The organism is Flammeovirga sp. EKP202, assembly GCF_014534745.1.
GTDB lineage: Bacteria > Bacteroidota > Bacteroidia > Cytophagales > Flammeovirgaceae > Flammeovirga.
The window spans coordinates 139729-157294 of sequence record NZ_JACVVP010000002.1 but is presented as its reverse complement, the minus strand read 5'-3'; the positions used below and the strand labels follow the sequence as shown (position 1 = coordinate 157294).

11 protein-coding genes and 2 tRNA genes are annotated in these 17566 nt (G+C 34.9%); 2 read left to right on the top strand and 11 right to left on the bottom strand.

Going from position 1 to position 17566, the window contains the following annotated elements; all coding sequences use genetic code 11:
- Positions 1-41: 41 nt before the first annotated feature.
- Complete coding sequence (mfd, locus tag IC221_RS01725; RefSeq protein WP_188167320.1) at positions 42-3407, bottom strand: transcription-repair coupling factor; 3366 nt, start codon at positions 3405-3407, stop codon at positions 42-44.
- 201 nt (positions 3408-3608) lie between these two features.
- Between mfd and IC221_RS01720 the strand changes: the two genes are divergently transcribed.
- The gene (locus IC221_RS01720) at positions 3609-5543 is read left to right on the top strand and encodes an LTA synthase family protein (protein WP_188167319.1); all 1935 of its coding nucleotides are present in this window, start codon (positions 3609-3611) and stop codon (positions 5541-5543) included.
- Positions 5544-6132: 589 nt separating this feature from the next.
- Here IC221_RS01720 and IC221_RS01715 read toward each other — a convergent pair.
- The 6 genes from IC221_RS01715 to IC221_RS01690 form a co-directional block, all read right to left on the bottom strand.
- Positions 6133-6798 (bottom strand): phosphatase PAP2 family protein, encoded by a 666-nt coding sequence (locus IC221_RS01715; RefSeq protein ID WP_188167318.1) that lies wholly within the window; start codon positions 6796-6798, stop codon positions 6133-6135.
- Between the two features lie 58 nt (positions 6799-6856).
- Positions 6857-7738: a diacylglycerol kinase family protein gene (locus IC221_RS01710; protein ID WP_188167317.1), complete on the bottom strand. Its 882-nt coding sequence runs from the start codon at positions 7736-7738 to the stop codon at positions 6857-6859.
- 113 nt (positions 7739-7851) lie between these two features.
- Complete coding sequence (locus tag IC221_RS01705; RefSeq protein WP_188167316.1) at positions 7852-8538, bottom strand: phosphatase PAP2 family protein; 687 nt, start codon at positions 8536-8538, stop codon at positions 7852-7854.
- Positions 8513-10201, bottom strand: a complete 1689-nt coding sequence (locus IC221_RS01700) for a glycosyltransferase family 39 protein (protein ID WP_188167315.1) — start codon at positions 10199-10201, stop codon at positions 8513-8515. Before IC221_RS01700 ends, IC221_RS01705 begins: the two co-directional genes overlap by 26 nt.
- A 169-nt stretch (positions 10202-10370) precedes the next feature.
- Positions 10371-10445: transfer RNA gene (locus tag IC221_RS01695), tRNA-Pro, on the bottom strand.
- 7 nt (positions 10446-10452) lie between these two features.
- Positions 10453-10537 (bottom strand) — tRNA-Ser (locus tag IC221_RS01690).
- A gap of 246 nt (positions 10538-10783) precedes the next feature.
- On the opposite strand from IC221_RS01690, the gene IC221_RS01685 reads away from it, so the two are divergent.
- Positions 10784-11758, top strand: a complete 975-nt coding sequence (locus IC221_RS01685; protein WP_188167314.1) for a VWA domain-containing protein — start codon at positions 10784-10786, stop codon at positions 11756-11758.
- A gap of 64 nt (positions 11759-11822) precedes the next feature.
- Here the strand turns inward: IC221_RS01685 and IC221_RS01680 are convergent, their stop codons facing one another.
- The 4 genes from IC221_RS01680 to IC221_RS01665 form a co-directional block, all read right to left on the bottom strand.
- Positions 11823-12302, bottom strand: coding sequence for a hypothetical protein (locus IC221_RS01680; RefSeq protein ID WP_188167313.1), 480 nt, complete (start codon positions 12300-12302; stop codon positions 11823-11825).
- 214 nt (positions 12303-12516) lie between these two features.
- Positions 12517-15105 carry a cytochrome c biogenesis protein CcsA gene (gene ccsA / locus IC221_RS01675; RefSeq protein ID WP_188167312.1) on the bottom strand — a complete coding sequence of 863 codons (2589 nt, stop codon included), beginning with the start codon at positions 15103-15105 and terminating at the stop codon, positions 12517-12519.
- Between the two features lie 202 nt (positions 15106-15307).
- A complete protein-coding gene (locus tag IC221_RS01670) occupies positions 15308-16492 on the bottom strand; it encodes a hypothetical protein (RefSeq protein ID WP_188167311.1) in 1185 nt (394 codons plus the stop codon).
- A gap of 22 nt (positions 16493-16514) precedes the next feature.
- Positions 16515-17492: an OmpA family protein gene (locus IC221_RS01665; RefSeq protein WP_188167310.1), complete on the bottom strand. Its 978-nt coding sequence runs from the start codon at positions 17490-17492 to the stop codon at positions 16515-16517.
- Positions 17493-17566: the final 74 nt, after the last annotated feature.

Here is a 17566-nt window from a genome sequence, read left to right as displayed (position 1 = left end):
CCCAAAAGTCGAAGTTGTGAATATTTTTAAAAATAAAGTCTTTATTTTCTTAGGTTATCAAGTACTTCAATAGCCTTATTTAAGTCGTTAACTTCTTCAATATTAAGGATTAAGCGCTTTTTAGTCTCTTTTATTTGACAAATTTTAGGGTGAGTTTGAACATACATCAAAATTTTTCCAAACTCATCAGATTGATAGTAAGCTGCATGTGTATGCTCCAATAAATAGGCTTTTAGGGACTCATTTTTAAGAATTAGCTTCTCCATTCCAATTTTTTGAGCAACCCAGCGCATTCTTACGGTTTTTAATAAATCTTCAACAGGAGCTGGAATTGGACCAAATCGATCTTTTAAACTTTGAACAAACTTTTCCATTTCTTTCTCATTTTTCAATTTATCAGCCCTCATATATAAATTGAGTCTTTCAGAGATATTAGAAACGTAGGTGTCGGGGATTAATATTTCAAAGTCAGTTTCTATTACAGTTTTGACATTGATGGTTTGTTTTTCAAGCTCTTCTTTAAATAGACTAGCAAATTCTGTTTGTTTGATCTCTTGTACAGCTTCTTCTAATATCTGATTGAATGTATCAAACCCTAGGTCATTAATAAAACCAGATTGTTCACCACCTAATAAGTCGCCAGCACCTCTAATGTCCAAATCACGCATTGCTACTTTAAACCCATCGCCCAAATCTGAAAACTCTTCTAAAGTAGAAAGGCGTTTTCTAGAGTCAGAGGTCAAAGCTATGGTTGGAGGTGTCAATAAATAACAGTATGCTTTTTTATTGGACCTACCCACACGGCCTCTCATTTGGTGCAAATCAGAAAGTCCAAACATATGAGCTTGGTTGACAATAATAGTATTAGCATTTGGAATGTCTAGTCCTGATTCAATGATATTGGTGGAAATTAAAACATCGTATTCTCCTTGAATAAAGCGGAGCATGATTTTTTCCAATTGTGGTCCATCCATTTGCCCATGAGCATAGGTCACCTTTGCATCTGGAACTAACGTCATGATTTTATTAGCGAAGTGCTCAATATCTGCCACTCTATTGTGAACAAAGAAGGCTTGCCCACCTCTTAATAATTCATGATGTATGGCATCACGAATTACCTCATCATTTAAGGTTGAAATTTGTGTCGTTACAGGTTGACGGTTGGGAGGGGGAGTTTCAATAACCGAAAGGTCTCTTGCTCCGAGTAATGAAAAGTGTAAAGTCCTTGGGATTGGCGTTGCCGTAAGTGTCAAGGCATCTACGTTCACTCTCATTTCTTTCAGCTTCTCTTTGGTTTTTACCCCAAACTTTTGCTCCTCGTCAATAATCATCAAGCCAAGATCTTTAAATTCTACATCTTTACTTGTGATTCTATGTGTACCTATTAATATATCAATTTTCCCTTCCTTTACTTTTTTCAGAATCTCTTTAATCTGTTTAGGCGTTCTAAAACGATTGATGTAATCTACTGTACATGGTAGATCACCGATTCTATTTAAGAAAGTTTTATAATGTTGCATAGCCAAGATAGTGGTCGGTACTAATATAGCCACCTGTTTACTATCACATACTGCTTTGAATGCCGCTCTTACGGCTACCTCAGTTTTACCAAACCCCACATCACCACACACTAATCGATCCATTGGATATGGTTTTTCCATATCTTCTTTTACCTCTTGGGTGGCTTTTGCCTGGTCTGGTGTATCTTCAAAAAGGAAAGAAGATTCTAATTCAGCTTGCAAGTATCCATCTTTATCAAATTGATAACCTTTCGATTCTCTTCTTTTAGCATAAAGTTGAATCAATTCACTAGCAATATCTTTAACTCTCTTTTTCGCTTTTTTCTTTTTATTTTCCCATTCAGGAGATCCCAATTTACTAATGGTGGGTTGTCTACCTTCTTGTCCAGAGTATTTTGAAATTTTATGCAGTGCATGCAAACTCAAATAAAGCAGATCATTATCTCTGTAAATCAAACGGATACTTTCCTGCATTTTACCGTTGACTTCCACTTTTTCCATTCCTCCAAAACGCCCTACACCATGATCCATATGTGTTACAAAATCACCTGCTTTTAATTCACGAAGCTCTTTCAGCGTCATGGATTTTGTTTTGGAATACTTCTGTTTTCCTTTGGGCGCATGGAAACGCTCAAAAATTTGATGGTCTGTAAAGCAAGCAATGTTCATTTGCTTATCAATAAAGCCACCTCTTAAACTTAAGTTTAATTCCTGTACAAAAAGGTCAGGCTTTATTTCTTCAAAAATAGTTTGAAGCCTTTCCAATTGTTTAGGAAGATCAGAAATAATGATATTACGAACACCCTCATGTTGTTGTTTCTCTAAGGTTTCTCCCAATAAGTGGAAATTCTTATTGAATGAAGGTTGAGGTTTACTCTCAAAAAGGATCGTTTCAGCATTACGAACTCCTTTTTTATTTCCGAAAAGTACTCTATGAGATTTATTGAGAAGTTGAACGAAACCTTTTTTGGTTTCAAAAATTTCTTCTGGTTTATTGATGATATGAGTACCTCCACTAACTTTGAGGATATCTTCAAATTTCTCAGTTGCTTTTTCAAAATACTGATCAATGGTGTCAGTTAGTAATTCATAATCTTTGATCCAAACAGTAGCATTAGGCAAGAAATCAAGCATAGATTCTCTTACTTCTTGCATGAGTTTATTGTGTACGTTTGGAACAATAGGAGCGTGCTCTTTATTTTCTTGTGATAATTGGGTGATTGGATCGAACGTACGTATACTTTCAATTTCATCTCCAAATAATTCTATTCTAAATGGGAGTTCATTAGCATAAGAATAGATATCTATGATTCCACCTCTAATTGCAAATTGTCCTGCTTCATATACAAACTCAGAAGGTTCAAAACCATATTCGATCAGTAGTTCTCTAATGAACCCTTGATCAATTTCCTCACCTATTCTAGCGACATAAGTATTCTCAACTAATGATTTCTTATTGATTACTTTTTCGGTTAAAGCATCAGGGTGAGTGACAAGTAAAGCACCTTTATTCTTAATTTCATTTAATGAACTGAGTGTTTCTGCTCTCTGAAGTACATTCGCATTTTCTACATTCGTAAACTCAAAAGGCTTTTTGTAAGAAGAAGGAAAGTAGAGTACATCTGCATTCGGAAGAAGGTTTTGGAGGTCATTGAAAAAATACAATGCCTCTTCCACGTTGTGCATCACAAAGACATGACAGCCTTTTAATTTAGAATAAATAGAGGAAGCAATAATCGCATCTAAACTGCCACAAAGTCCTTTAAGGTAAGTGGTGCTACTTTCTTTTTTGAGGTTATTGATTAAAAGGGCGGTATTACTATCGGACTGATAAGCTTTGATTAAATCCTTTAATTCTATTTGGCGTAGGTCTTGTGAATCTCCCATGAAAATTACTTATAACAACAATGCGTGTAAAACTTAATTTATATAAAAAAAGTATCTGAATTTCAATTACAGTCTATTTTTCATTCTACTAAGTTTATCAGTAATGGCAAAAATAGGGGAGTTGTTTTATAAAGTGCATGATTTTCTGAATTCTTTTTGTTTAACTTTGGCCGATTATTAATAATGGATTAACGAAACATTATGCCTAGAGAAACAAAAACGACAAATATCTTTTTTGTCAACATCTATAGATTTTTACTGATTCTAAGTTTATATTCTGCTGCACGCTTTATATTCTTCTTTTATAATAACTCTTATTTCCCTGATGCAGATCTTCAAACGTTATTTTTAGGAGGGATTAAGTTTGATTTGCCTGCGGCGATATATACCAATGCCATTTTTGTACTGATGAGTTTATTACCATCTCAGGTGAGGTATAATCAAACGTATCAAAGTGTGATTAAGTATTCTGTATTTATTGTGAATGCGATCACATTGGCCATGAACTTAGCAGATACTGTTTTCTTTAGGTTTACCTCCAAAAGAACAACAGCTTCTATCTTCAGGGAGTTCTCTAATGAGGAAAATGGAGCAACTTTATTTTTCCGTTTCTTATTTGTGGATTATTGGTATATGACTGTGATTTGGGTTGTGTTGATAGTAGTATTCATCTTCGCTTATAATGTAGTAGTAATACAAAAACCTAGAGTGAAACGACCTGTATTGAGATATTCTATTATTCATACGCTTATTTTTATAGTAAGTGCCGGTTTATTAGCAGGAGCTGCTCGAGGTGGTTTTGATGGAACAACTCGTCCTATCTCTTTAAATAATGCTGGAGAATTTGTGAAAAAGCCACTTGAAATGTCTGTAGTGCTCAATACTCCTTTTGCGATGTTGAGAACCATGAACAAGAAGACTGCTCAAAAACATAATTATTTCACGCAAGATGAATTGTCAAAAGTGTATTCTGCGTATCATCACCCGAATCAAGAAAAGCCACAAAAGAAAATGAATGTGGTGACGATTGTGATTGAAAGTTTTGGGCGAGAATACATTTCAGCCTTGAATCAAAATCCAGTAGATCCTGATTATGTAGGTTACACTCCATTTACAGATTCACTAATCCAACATTCCAAAGCTTTTCTCAACGCGTTTGCCAATGGTAGAAAGTCTATCTCAGCCTTACCGTCAGTGATTTCTAGTATCCCTAATTTTTACTCTCCTTATGTGTTATCACATTATTCAACAAATAATATTAACAGTATAGCTTCTGTATTGAAAAAAGAGGGCTACTATTCTGCATTTTTTCATGGAGCACCCAATGGATCTATGGGATTTGAGGCCTTTATGAATTTAGCAAGTTATGATGATTACTTTGGAATGACCGAGTATAATAATGATGATGATTTTGATGGTACTTGGGGTATTTGGGATGAGCCGTTCTTACAGTATTATGCAGAAACGATGAATACTTTTGAAGAGCCATTTGTGACTTCATTATTTACATTGTCGTCACATCATCCATTTAAGATTCCAGAAGAATACGAAGAGACGTTTAAAGGTGGCCCAATGCCACTAAACCGAGGGACAGAGTATACTGATTATGCTTTGAAACGATTTTTTGAGACAGCATCAAAAATGCCTTGGTTTGAAAATACTATTTTTGTTATCACTGCCGATCATACCAATCAGGTTTATTATCCAGAGTATAAAACGAGTCTTGGATTGTTCAAAGTACCGATCATTTATTACACTCCAGGAGATCAAAATTTTGTAGGAATTGACTCAACGATCACACAACAAATTGATATTTTCCCAACTTTGATGGATTACTTGGGCGTAAAGCAAGATTATATTTCATTTGGTTCTTCAGCGATAGACTCTACTCAAAAACATTTTTCTGTCAACTTTTTAGATCCTAATATTTTCCAAGTAACAGAGGGAGATTATACGTTAGGATTTGATGGAGAAAAGGTAGCTTTCATGTACAACTTTAAAACAGACAGGTTGCAAGAACATGATTTAAAAGGAACAGGTCTTCCTGAGGAAAAAGAGCTAGAAGACCTTGCAAAAGGAATTATGCAAGAATATTCAAATAGAGCTATCGATAACAAAATGACCGTGCAAGAATAGATGAATTCATCTTATTTAGAAATGAGGTGATTTCTAATTGTCTTAGAGAGCACGAAAAAACGCTAGTATTTATATCCAAAGATGTAACTACTAGCGTTTTTTATTGGTATCCATTTCAAATGGGACACTTTATCTTAAATAAACTGTAAACTCAATTACCGTTAACCTTCAATTCGTATTACTACTAGATTTTATAGGGCCTACTTTCAAGCTTCCTTCTTCTTCATTTTTGTCTTGAAACAAAAACGAAGCAAAAAATTCAAGGCTTAGAAGTCAAAAGCTAAATTCCATTCCTTTCGCCTAAATGATTTTAAACTCGCTAAAGCTCAAACAAGAAAATCATTTTTAACGGCTCACTTCATGAAATTCTTAACGCTTTTCCCTTCAAGGCCGAGGGAGATACTACTAAATGATGGTCTGGTTACATGTCAAAAGTTAAAGGTTTTATAATAATCTTCTAAAATGTAGTTATGTAGGGACGTTGCATTGCAACGTCCTCGCGAACCACAATACACTACCCTTTATCCTCCATAAAAGGAATTATTTTAATTAATGATAATTTAGTTTACAATGTATTAAAAGGAGTAACTTAGCTGATTTTCTCCCATGGCTTCAATCTTAACCAATTCTTTCGTTTTGCAACAGTCCAAGAGAACCAAACTGTCAATAAACCAACAATAGCACCTGCTGAAACATCTACTAAAAAATGCTGTGCTAAATACATTCTTGAGATGGCGATAATTGCACCATAACCAATGCCTAAAATTATTCCTTTCCAATTAGGGAGCATTAAAATAATCATCCCACCTACCACAAAAGCAGTAGTTGTATGTCCAGAAGGGAAGGTATCAATAGTATGTAAATGATGATTCAATATTTGATGAAAGGCGTCATGACCATGTAGTCCCGCAGGACGTAAGGCAAATTCAGTTCCTTTTAATATCTGCTCTTTTACAACGTAAACAATAATGCCATGAATTGCTGAAGCCATAACTAATACACTCCAATATTCTCTTTTTAGCCAAAGCAATATAAATAACAACGGAATGAGCACAAGTCCATCACCAAGGTGTGTAGCATATGCAAAAAAAGCATTCCAGAAAGGAGTATTAATATCGTTAAACATATGAACGCACCAAGCGGTAGCCGTTTCGTTTGTTATAATGGAGATGATGTATGGGATAAACATCACCATGGCCGAATAAAGTAGTAGTTTTGATTCTTTATCTTGCATCTGATCTTCTTTTTTTCTCAAAGATATTTATCTTTTTGGTGTTCTAATTACTAAGCCAAAAATAAATGATTATTAATTCTTAATTATCACTTACACCAATCACTTTTATCTGATCATTTACTTTAAAAATCAAAGGATATTTCCATGTGTCAGGTTCCCCATCTCTATGACCATTGACAGATTTCTCCGAGCTGCTTATTTCAATTTTTTTTCCGCTAAATGTTTTAACGGAAGGAGCCTTGTGGATATTTTTAAGGAAAAGACGAATACCCCATATCGCTCCTTTGATGAGGTTAGGAGGAGAAAGAATTGTCATTTCTAATTGTTGGTCACTTACCTTAGCAGTAGGAGCAATAAAAGCTTCATTTCCGTATTGAGCAGCGTTGCCGATGGTCATGACAAAGGCTTTCTGCTTTATGATTTCTTGATGATCCAATCGTACTCCGTATTCTTTGGACTGATAACTTCCATATTCTTTGAAAATCGCTTTGATGTAGTTTTTTAGACCACGACCGTCCATTTGAGCAAAAACATGTGAGATGTGAGCATCAAAACCTATACCAGCAGTACAGAAAAAATATTTTCCATTGATAGTGGGAGCATCAAGTGCAATGACCTTTTTTTGAACAATACATTCGGTGGCTTTTTCTGTATTCATTGGGATTTTCAGATGACGTGCTAGCCCATTACCTGATCCATTAGGGATGATACCTAAAGTTGCAGTGGTTCCCACTAAACCTGTTGCTACTTCATTGACAGTGCCATCACCGCCAACCGCAACAATAATATCATAAGAATTGCTTAGCTGTTTGGATAGCTTTGTGGCATGACCAGCATATTCCGTAAGTTCAATATTGACGTCAAACTTATACTCTTTAAGAATGGAAGCACACCTTTGGGCTGCTTTTTTTGCCTTTCCATTACCTGAAACAGGGTTGGCAATCAAAACCACTTTGTTCATTTGTTGCGTTATAGGTTGATTTTAGTTTACAAAAGTGATAAAAAAACATCACAAAGTTAAATAACTCGGTGATGTTGATTAATTGTAGTTAGGCAAGGGAGAGCTTCAATTCATTACATATTCTGAATTGAATGCTGTCCAAAAAGTGAAGGGTAATCTTTTTTCCATGGTTTTACTTTAAGCAAGTAATAGCGTTCGCATACATAAAGGCTGACGTATACCGTAAGAGTGCCTAAGATACTCCCTACAGCCACATCTAAGAAGAAATGTTGTACCAGATACATTCTTGAAACACCCACGATGATTCCATACATCATTCCAGCTGTAATTCCTTTCCAGTTCGGGAATAGTAGAATAATCATAGCCCCTATAACAAACCCTGTTGTAGTGTGTCCAGAGGGAAAGCTATTTGAATAGTGAAACTGAACGTCTAGTACTTGATGAAAGCTTTCTGCCCCAAATTGACCAGCAGGTCTTAAGCTTAATGCTTCACCAGTAAAGACAACTCTCTTTAATACAGCCACCAAAATGCCATGAAGAGCAGCAGACATCACCAGAACAGGCCAATATTCTTTCTTTACAAGCCAGACTAGTCCCAAAAGTGGAATTAAGAATAAACCATCTCCTAAATTCGTGATGTATTTAAAGAAATAGTCTAAAGTAATCGTGTGGTTGTCATTTAATAAATGTACCATCCAAGCAGTATCTCTTTCTCTAGTAATCAAAGCGAATACTATTGGAATAACAAGTAGCAATGAAATTACTCCAAGGATGTTATAGATTCTTTTTTTCGCATTCATTTGTTTTCGAAAGTTGAGGTATTTTCAGATCAATTATTAATAATGTATCTAGAGATGACGCTCTTGTTTCTGCATTCAAAAACGCCAAGTTCATTGTTGTGATGTGAAAGGATCCGTATTGATTGATAATTTGATAGGGGATGTTTTTCTTTTCGAGTTTCTTCAAAAAAGAATAGTCAGTATAAATCAATGGCCTACTTTCAGGGGGAGTGTTTTGGAGGGATTCAAGGTCAATACTGCTTTGATGCTTTGCGTTGAGGTAAAATTGAAATAACCAACTTTCGACATCTTGATGTACTTCTCGGCCTTCAAACTCTTCGTTTAAATACCTTGCTGCAGCAGTGCCTCCTTGGTAAGTGAGTACATCTTTGTAAAATACTTCATGAATAAAAGTACCCATGATTAAACTACATATTATGCCCATCACAATATGTTTTTGGACAGTACCTTTTTTAAGGTTGTAATAAACGATGCAGCCTAGAAGAATACCACTCAAGGTAGCACCTAGGTATTTTACTTCGTTAAAGTAAAAGAACACGATGCCGATACAGATCATAAAAAACAATCCGCAATAGAGCTGTATGCTAATTTTCGAAACTTGTTCTATCCACTTTTTCCGGTCAGACCACCGAACTAGAGTTTGGGAAGTATGAATTGCTAAAAGGGGAAATACGATATTGGTGTAGTGAGGAAGTTGAAACTTTGAAATCGAAAAAATAATGAAGATAACACCAAAGCCACAGACTGTAATGTATTCATCGGCTACTATTCCTTTTTTGACTCTTTGGTAGAGCTCAATAAACAATCCTGAATAAGCAATCAAAGCCCAAGGAGCAAAAGCCCACAATACTGTATGGAGGAAGAAAAATGGATCTCCTTCACCTTTAATCGGTCCTGAGTTGAAAAAGCGTCCAAATTGACTGTCCCAGAAGAAAAACTTAATGCCAGAGACATTGGTAGTGCCAAAAACGATTTTTTCAGGATGTGCATCAAACTGATAATACAGTGCAAAAATTTCAGGAAGAGTAAAAATTAAGGTAAGAGCACCAACAAGTATCCATTTTATATTGAAGATATTCTTCCATTTGTTTCTTAAAACTAAATCGCCCCAGATAGCGGAGTAGAGTATGATCAAAATAAAGACACCCTTGGTCATTACTGCAAATGCTGAAAAAAGTGCCGCTGCAAATAAATGAGTGACCGTGTTTTTATTTGAAAATTGATAAAGGTGGTAGATTCCACCCATTATTAGTCCTAATAATATAGCCTCAGCTCTCACATCATTATTTGATAACATGATGTGTAATGCCGTTCCTGTGATCAAAACACTATACTGTGCGATGGTCCTATTGTAAAGCACTTTGGCAAGCTTATAGGTGTACCATAGCCCGATACAGAAGAATACAAAGGATGGAAGTTTATAAGCGAAACTATTAACGCCTAGAATCTTCATGGATATTGCACATACCCAAAAAGGAAAGTGAGGCTTGTCTAGCCAGTCTTTATCCCAGACAATTAAGTTTACGAAGTCGTTGGTGTTAACAATATGTTTCGATATACATGCATACAATGCAGAGTCTACATCAAATATATCATTGAAAAGGCCTAGGAAATTCACACATAAGACCCCGAATAATAGTATATAAAAGTGTTTTTGCTTCAATTTTAATCGTCTTATAGTAGGTTGCTGATCTTTTGTAAAAGTAGAAGGCAACTTTTAACGATGCGTGAAGCAGAGGTAAAATAATCAAAAAATAGAATCGAGGAATGTGAACGCAATAGAAATGAAAAGGCATAAAAAAAGCGATCTTCTTATTAGAAGATCGCTCTTGTCGGGATGGCAGGATTCGAACCTGCGACCCCCTGGTCCCAAACCAGGTACACTAACCGGACTGTGCTACATCCCGAACTTAGCGGAGAGTATGGGATTCGAACCCATGCATCGGTTTCCCGATGACGGTTTAGCAAACCGCTCCATTAACCACTCTGGCAACTCTCCATAAACGAATTTGTTTGTCATTTCTGACCCCCTTTCCGTTTAATGCGATGCAAATATAAGCGGTGAAATTCCATTATTCCAAATAGAATTCCATAAAAAAGTGTTAATTAAATTTAGGATTTATTCATTCAACTGATATTCAATGAGTAAAAAGTGCAATTTTCTTTTACCTATTCTATTGCATCAATAAATCTTTTAAATTAGCAGGTAGTATTAATGAACAAGTTTATTCTATTTACATAAAGTATGACGTTAGCAAGGGAACTCGGAGGGTTAGAATTTGCACTGATTGCAATATTTTTCCTGTTTTATTGCCTCTATCTTTATAGAATCTTAAGAGCACGTAAATCTTTTAGAGCAAAAGGTGGTGCTACTCTTTACAAGCTTATACTTAGAACCATTTACTTTGGTCTTTTTATAGTTGCTTTATTAGGGCCGTCTTTCGGTGAGATGAAAAAAGAAGTGAAAGCAGTAAGTAAAGATATTTACATCTGTGTGGACCTGTCAAAGTCGATGGACGCTACGGATATTAAGCCTTCCCGCTTAGCGAAATTAAAATTTGAACTGAAACAAATTGTAAAATCATTCAATTCAGATCGTATTGGACTGATTGTATTTACAAGTGATGCTTTTTTACAGTGTCCTTTAACATACGATGGAAATGCCTTGAATATGTTTATTGAGACGATGTCAACTTCTTTAATTTCTAATTCGGGTACAGACTTTGGTCCTCCATTAGAAATGGCGATTACAAAACTAGAAGATGCAGAGGAAGGAGTGCCGACAGCCAAAAAGGCCTCTAAAGTAATTATTCTAGTGAGTGATGGAGAAGATTTTGGTGAGGATACAGATGAAATGGTCAAAGAAATAAAGAACCAAGAGGTGAAGTTATTTACGATGGGTATTGGTACAGAATCTGGATCAAAAATTCCTGCAGGATATCGTTTTAAAAGAGATAAAATGGGGAATGATATTATTACAAAGTTGAATCCATCTTCATTGAAAAGATTAGCAAATGTCACTGGTGGAGAGTACTTTGAAATCAGCGATAAGCAAAATGATATCAACCGACTTATCAGTTCTATCAATAAAATTGAGGGTGAATTGAAAGGTTCTAAAATGGCAGATGTATCCGCCAATAAATATTATTATTTCTTAGCGATCGCATTACTATTATTAGGCTTGGATGTTATTTTAGCAGTCAGAGTTATTAAAATATAGTCTGAATCTTTTGACGAAAAAAATCCCTTTGGTTTCAATTTAATTCAAAACCAAAGGGATTTTTTTATGCGATACCAACTGTGGAAAGTACACTGACTTGATTCATATAAATATAAGAATAAAGACCAATTAAAATGAGTGTAGGGTGAGGTGTTGTAATAGTTATTTTACCTGATGATAAAGATGATTTATATGATGCGTATATCAGTTCATTCTCATCTACCAGATCCCATTTAGTCGTGAATATGTCTTTTGTTTTCCATTTATAAGATTTTCCTTCTAGTGTAATTTTGGCTTTTCCCAGCAATTTCGTGTAAGCCATTTCGCCAATTACTTCATCTGTTACACGATCAATAATCATTGAGTCGCTGTTCCAGATGCTTTTGTTTTTAATACAATATTCATTGTTGTATAATGTCATTTTAGAATTTTTAGACATCATACTCATGTCAAGGGAACCAATGAGATTTTTGTCTTCATACACTTTGATTTTATTACTAAAAGTTCCGCTTTTCCATGTTAGTAGTTGTTCTTTAGTATTCATGTTATTGAGAGATAAATAGTTAAGAGTTATTAACGAAAGAAATGGAAATAAGGTTTTTTGATGTAAGGTCTTTGATGATGATCAATAATTTATAAGTTTTTCATTTACTGCATTTTAATATATTGAGAAGGTATGATAAATAAAAAAAAGAGAGGTAAATCATGCTGTTATTATGAACATGATTTACCTCTCTACTATTAGAAGTACTATCTATTTAGTACTGATATTCTTTCTTTTTTTCTTTAGGTTGAGCAGTTACTTTACTCATTTTAAATCTCCTTATCGTTGAGATAATTGTACCAATGGTAAGAAGTATAGTACCGATCCAAAGTAGGTTGATAAATGGCTTCTCTACAGCCTTCATAATTACCCAATCTTTTTGAGTCGTTTCAGCAGAGAAAACAAATTTGTTCTCCTTAGGCTTGATTTCCTTTAATGCAACTCTCAGACCTAGCTCTCTGTTGGTATCAGAAATGATACCAGCGTCCCAATCTTCAGTTACACCACCCATTCCCATTCTTTTCACTTTTGTAAGAATGTAAGACGGTTTAAGGTCGATACTTCTGCCGTTTCCAACTAATACTCTAAGGTTGGCTTGCAATGCTACGTCTTCTTCCTTAATAACATATCCAGGAGCCTTCTCAAGTGGTTTTACGCCATCAAAGATCACTACGTAATCATTTAAAAAGATAGTGTCTCCTAATGACATATTTAAAGCTTCCTCTTCACTCCATTCAATCTCTTCTTCATCTACAGCAAGGTTTGTAATGTGAGTGTACATGTCTTTGTTCCAGAAAGAAGCAATATCTGGAGAAGGAATAGGGCCCATTTGCTCATTATCTTGTACTCTTGGGTACAATGAGAATGATTTACCCTGTTCGTCAGTATATTCGATCTCGTAGTAGATATTTTCGTTGTAAATCTGAATTTCATCACCTGCTTTTGCTATGGTTTCGCCATTTTGAATAAGGTCTTCCATTACAATTGCATGGTATGGATCATTGATTTTTTGTCTTACTTTTTCTTTATCAAAATATCCAGGTAAATCTCTTGAAGTGAAACGAGGACCTTTGTACGTTAATAAATAACGATCCATTTTCTTGGGCTGACCTCTGAATAGTAATACATTTTCTTTATTCATTTCTTCAGGGAACTCACTATTGTAAATTCTTCCAGAAAGGTTTAAAGAGACTACTTTTTCAAATCCACTAGAACTTAAAATACCTAATAACATCAATGCAGCTCCAATGTGTGAAACAGCACCACCTGAAATCGACATTTTTAATTTAGTGTATTGGACTAATACTTGAATATTGGCTACTAATGAGAAAATAGCAGCAGTAAGTAAAATGATATAAGTGGGTTGGTGAACGTTACCTATTACAATAATTGCAGCAGCACCGATTAGTGTAGCTACATAAGGAATAGACAAAGTGTTCCATATATTTTTCTTGTCAATTCTTACCCAGAAGAAATATTGAGTAGTACCTGATACAATGGCTACGGCTACAGCAAACCAAAGTTGGAATTTTGTATAGAAAGCAACAGCATCAGCAGGAGGAGCAAGGTTGGATTGAATTCCGAAATTAGACACCAATGCATTCCAAGCAGGAATCGAAGTGGGTACTAAAACTTGGAAACTCATTAATGTCAATGTTGTGGCACCAATAAAGAACCAAAACTCACTACTGTAAACACTTGGTTCATCTTCATCTTTCGGCATTTGATTCCAACGTACAATGAATAACACAATGGCAATTGTAGTAAAGAATACCAAATACAATAATAACTGTCCAGATAAACCTAAATCTGTAAAGGAGTGTACCGATGCTTCACCTAATACACCACTTCTTGTCAAGAATGTTGAATAAAGTACAAGAATGAAAGCTGATACAACCAAGATCATACTTGTTTTTAAAGCCGTTTTACTTTTATGTTGAATGACCATAAGGTGAAGTCCTGCTAAGAGGATTAACCAAGGCACATACACTGCGTTCTCAACAGGGTCCCAGTTCCAATATCCACCAAAGTTAAGCGTTTCATAGGCCCAATAAGCACCCATCATAATTCCTAAACCTAAAACTGAAACGGCTAAAACAACCCATCCCATTGCAGGTTTAACCCACTCAGAATATTGCTTTTGAATCAATGCTGCGATCACATAGGCAAAAGGAACAATTGTTAAAGCAAAACCCATAAAAAGTGTAGGAGGGTGGATCACCATCCATATATTTTGAAGTAGAGGATTTAAACCTGTACCATCTTCAGGAACAAAGTTAGGATTGCTAGCAAATACAGGAGCTTCAATAGCATCTCTTAATAGGATGAAAGGAGAAGAACCAATTTTACTACCAAGAACATCGATACCTAATACCATCGACATCAAAAAGGCTTGTACCGCAGCAATAATAAACATTACATTGCTTTCCCATTGATCGCCTTTTTTGATCACAAAAACACTAACAAGCACATGCCAAAAAGACCAAACAAGGAAACTACCTTCTTGACCTTCCCAGAAACTTGATACGATATAATACGCTGGTAAATTATTGGAAGAGTGACTCCATACATAGTGGTATTCATAGTAATGATTGAAAATCATGTAAAATAAAATACACACAATACTGAAGACCGAAAAACCGTGAAGGAAGAACGTTCCTCTAGCTAATTTCAGCCATTGATTTTTTTCAACTGAATTATTTTCAGTAGCAGAAAGCCTATATGCAATAGCCGAGAGAATTGCCCCGACAAAAGCTACGATGATCGATGTATGTCCTAAATCACCTATAAAAGAGTGGATCATTGTGAATTTTGTTTGAAATGTAGGTAGTTGTTAAACCTAAAAGCAAAATTACGAAAGAGGTTAGTTAACCCCTAATGGAAAGAGCGTATTAACGTTCCTTTTGATTTTAAATGTTATTTTGAAGTAGCAATGTTGTATGCAACAAAGTATTTGTGAAGTTAGAATGTTTTGAACTTCCGTAAAAATAAGAGGATCAAATGGATTACTTTTCCATTTCAAAAGGGAGGAAAATAGAATGTCCTTCTACAACTTGAGGATTAAATTGTTGAATAAGTTGAGTTCCCTCTTTTATATTATCATAATAGAGAGCGGCAATTTTTTTCAACGTTTCACCTTTTTGCACTAGATGCGTCCCCTTCACTGGTACAATAAACCAATTTTCACCCATCACCACTTTTGCTTCAATGGCCAATGGATTGTAGATATTGAACTTGTCAGCGACTTGATTTCTGTCAAATTTGCTTCTTACATCTCTAAAAAGAGCATACATTCGGTATCTCTCGCTGTCAAATGCATCAAAATTTCTTTCAGCGATAGATTGCGTATGTAATTTCTGATAGTTGTCGTAGGAGCGGATTTTATCATTCGCTTTACTCAACTGTTTTTGTAGTTGTGTAATTTCTTGTTGTTTGAGTGCAATCTCTTCATTCCAATTGGATTTATTCTTATTGTACATAAAAATGACCAATAGTGTGAAGAGTACGAAACCAGCAAAGTTATAGATCGTATTACGTTGCTGATTAGGTTGAGCTAATCGTTCTGCTGCTTCTTTTTCAAAAGGGAATACTTCATCCAGTACCTTCATTCTATCTCTGGAAGGTGTATTATCTCTTAAAAACTCACAAGGTAAAATAGTACAAATGGAGTTTTCTCCGGCGGGAGTCCCAGTGGAAAGTAGTTTTTCAGCAATCTCTTGAGGTAGAGAAGAACGAAATATTTCTTTTAAGATTTTAGGATCATTGTCAAACAACAATGCGGAAGAAGCTAAAATCAATTGATCTTCTTCTTTGAGAAGGAAAGGAGTAGAAACAGAAGTGGCTTTGTGATGTGGAGGTGATAAAAAACGACCTTGTCTAAAGATAAATACACGAATATTTCCACTACGTGTATGCCACATTCTTCTGTCTTTGACATACACCAAGGCATAATGATCGCCAATATTTTCTTTGATTACTTTTGCTGCATTTTTTAAAGCCAATTGAGGTTTATGGCTTTCTTTAAAAGCAGTGGAAATATTGAGTTCTTGTTCAGAATTGATTGATTCCTCAGCGTATACGGCACCAATTTGTAAACTGTCTTCACTAATATCATCAATCCAATGTTTGGAAACATCTTCTTTTATTGCTGCGTAGCCTATCGTATATTTTTGTACTGTGTTGACGGTCATTCTAATGTTTAAAAAACGTAAGCTATCTTGTAGAGCTTACTAAAAACAAATATTCCACTCTTCTGTTTTCAAGATGTTTTAAGTTAGAACATTTTACATTATTCTTACACTCATTGAGTAAGAAGTTCTCACCAAAACCCTCCGTAAAGATCCTTTCAGAAGATATACCTTGTAAAATTAAGTAGTTTTTAATGGATTTTGCCTGTTCTTGGGAAATTTTTAGATTAAAATCATCATCGCCTCTTGAATCAGTATGGCATTCGATTTTAATATCAATATTTTCTTTTTCTTTCATCCTTGTTACAATCAAGTTCAATTCATCAAGAGCATCATCGTTGATATTGGAAGTGTTGACTGTAAAAGGGTAAACTTTAAATCGTCTTTTTTGATCTGAGGGAATATCGATAACCACTTTATTAGTAGCTTTATTCACCTCTATTCTATTCATATACAAAATATGATCATCTTGATTGATCACTTTTAGGATGTATCCTCCTTTTTTATCTAACTGAAAGTTGAAGTCAAAAATTTTCTCTTTCAGGCTAATCACAGTATTTGAAGAGGGATCAAATAAATCGATCTGGTATTTATCTTTCTTATCCTGATGTAACTCACCGATAAGTTCGTAGATATTATCTGCTTTTCTTAGTTGACAATTGATTTTAATCTTTTGCGTGCCATGTGCTTCTTTAGCTAAGATAATGGCATTGTTGTCCATCTTCCAACCTTCTTTAAAACACTTAATCTGATAGTTGGAATGATTGTCTAAATGCAATTCAAATTTTCCATCACGATCAGAGATAGTGCTCTCTACAGGAGTGAGTAGTGTCAAATTTTGTTTTTCTTCAAAAGAATAAACCACTACCTTTACGTTTTCAATACTTTTGGACTTATGAGAATAAACTACACCATGAACAGACACTTTATTACTTGCAAAACAATATGAACAAGTAAGGAAATAAAGAAAAAGGAAACATTTCTTAAATATGGATCTATTCATTGTTAATCAATTTCATTGATTTTATTTATCTTTGTGAGCAAAATATTGATAATCTTATGTTTAGTTATTTTTCA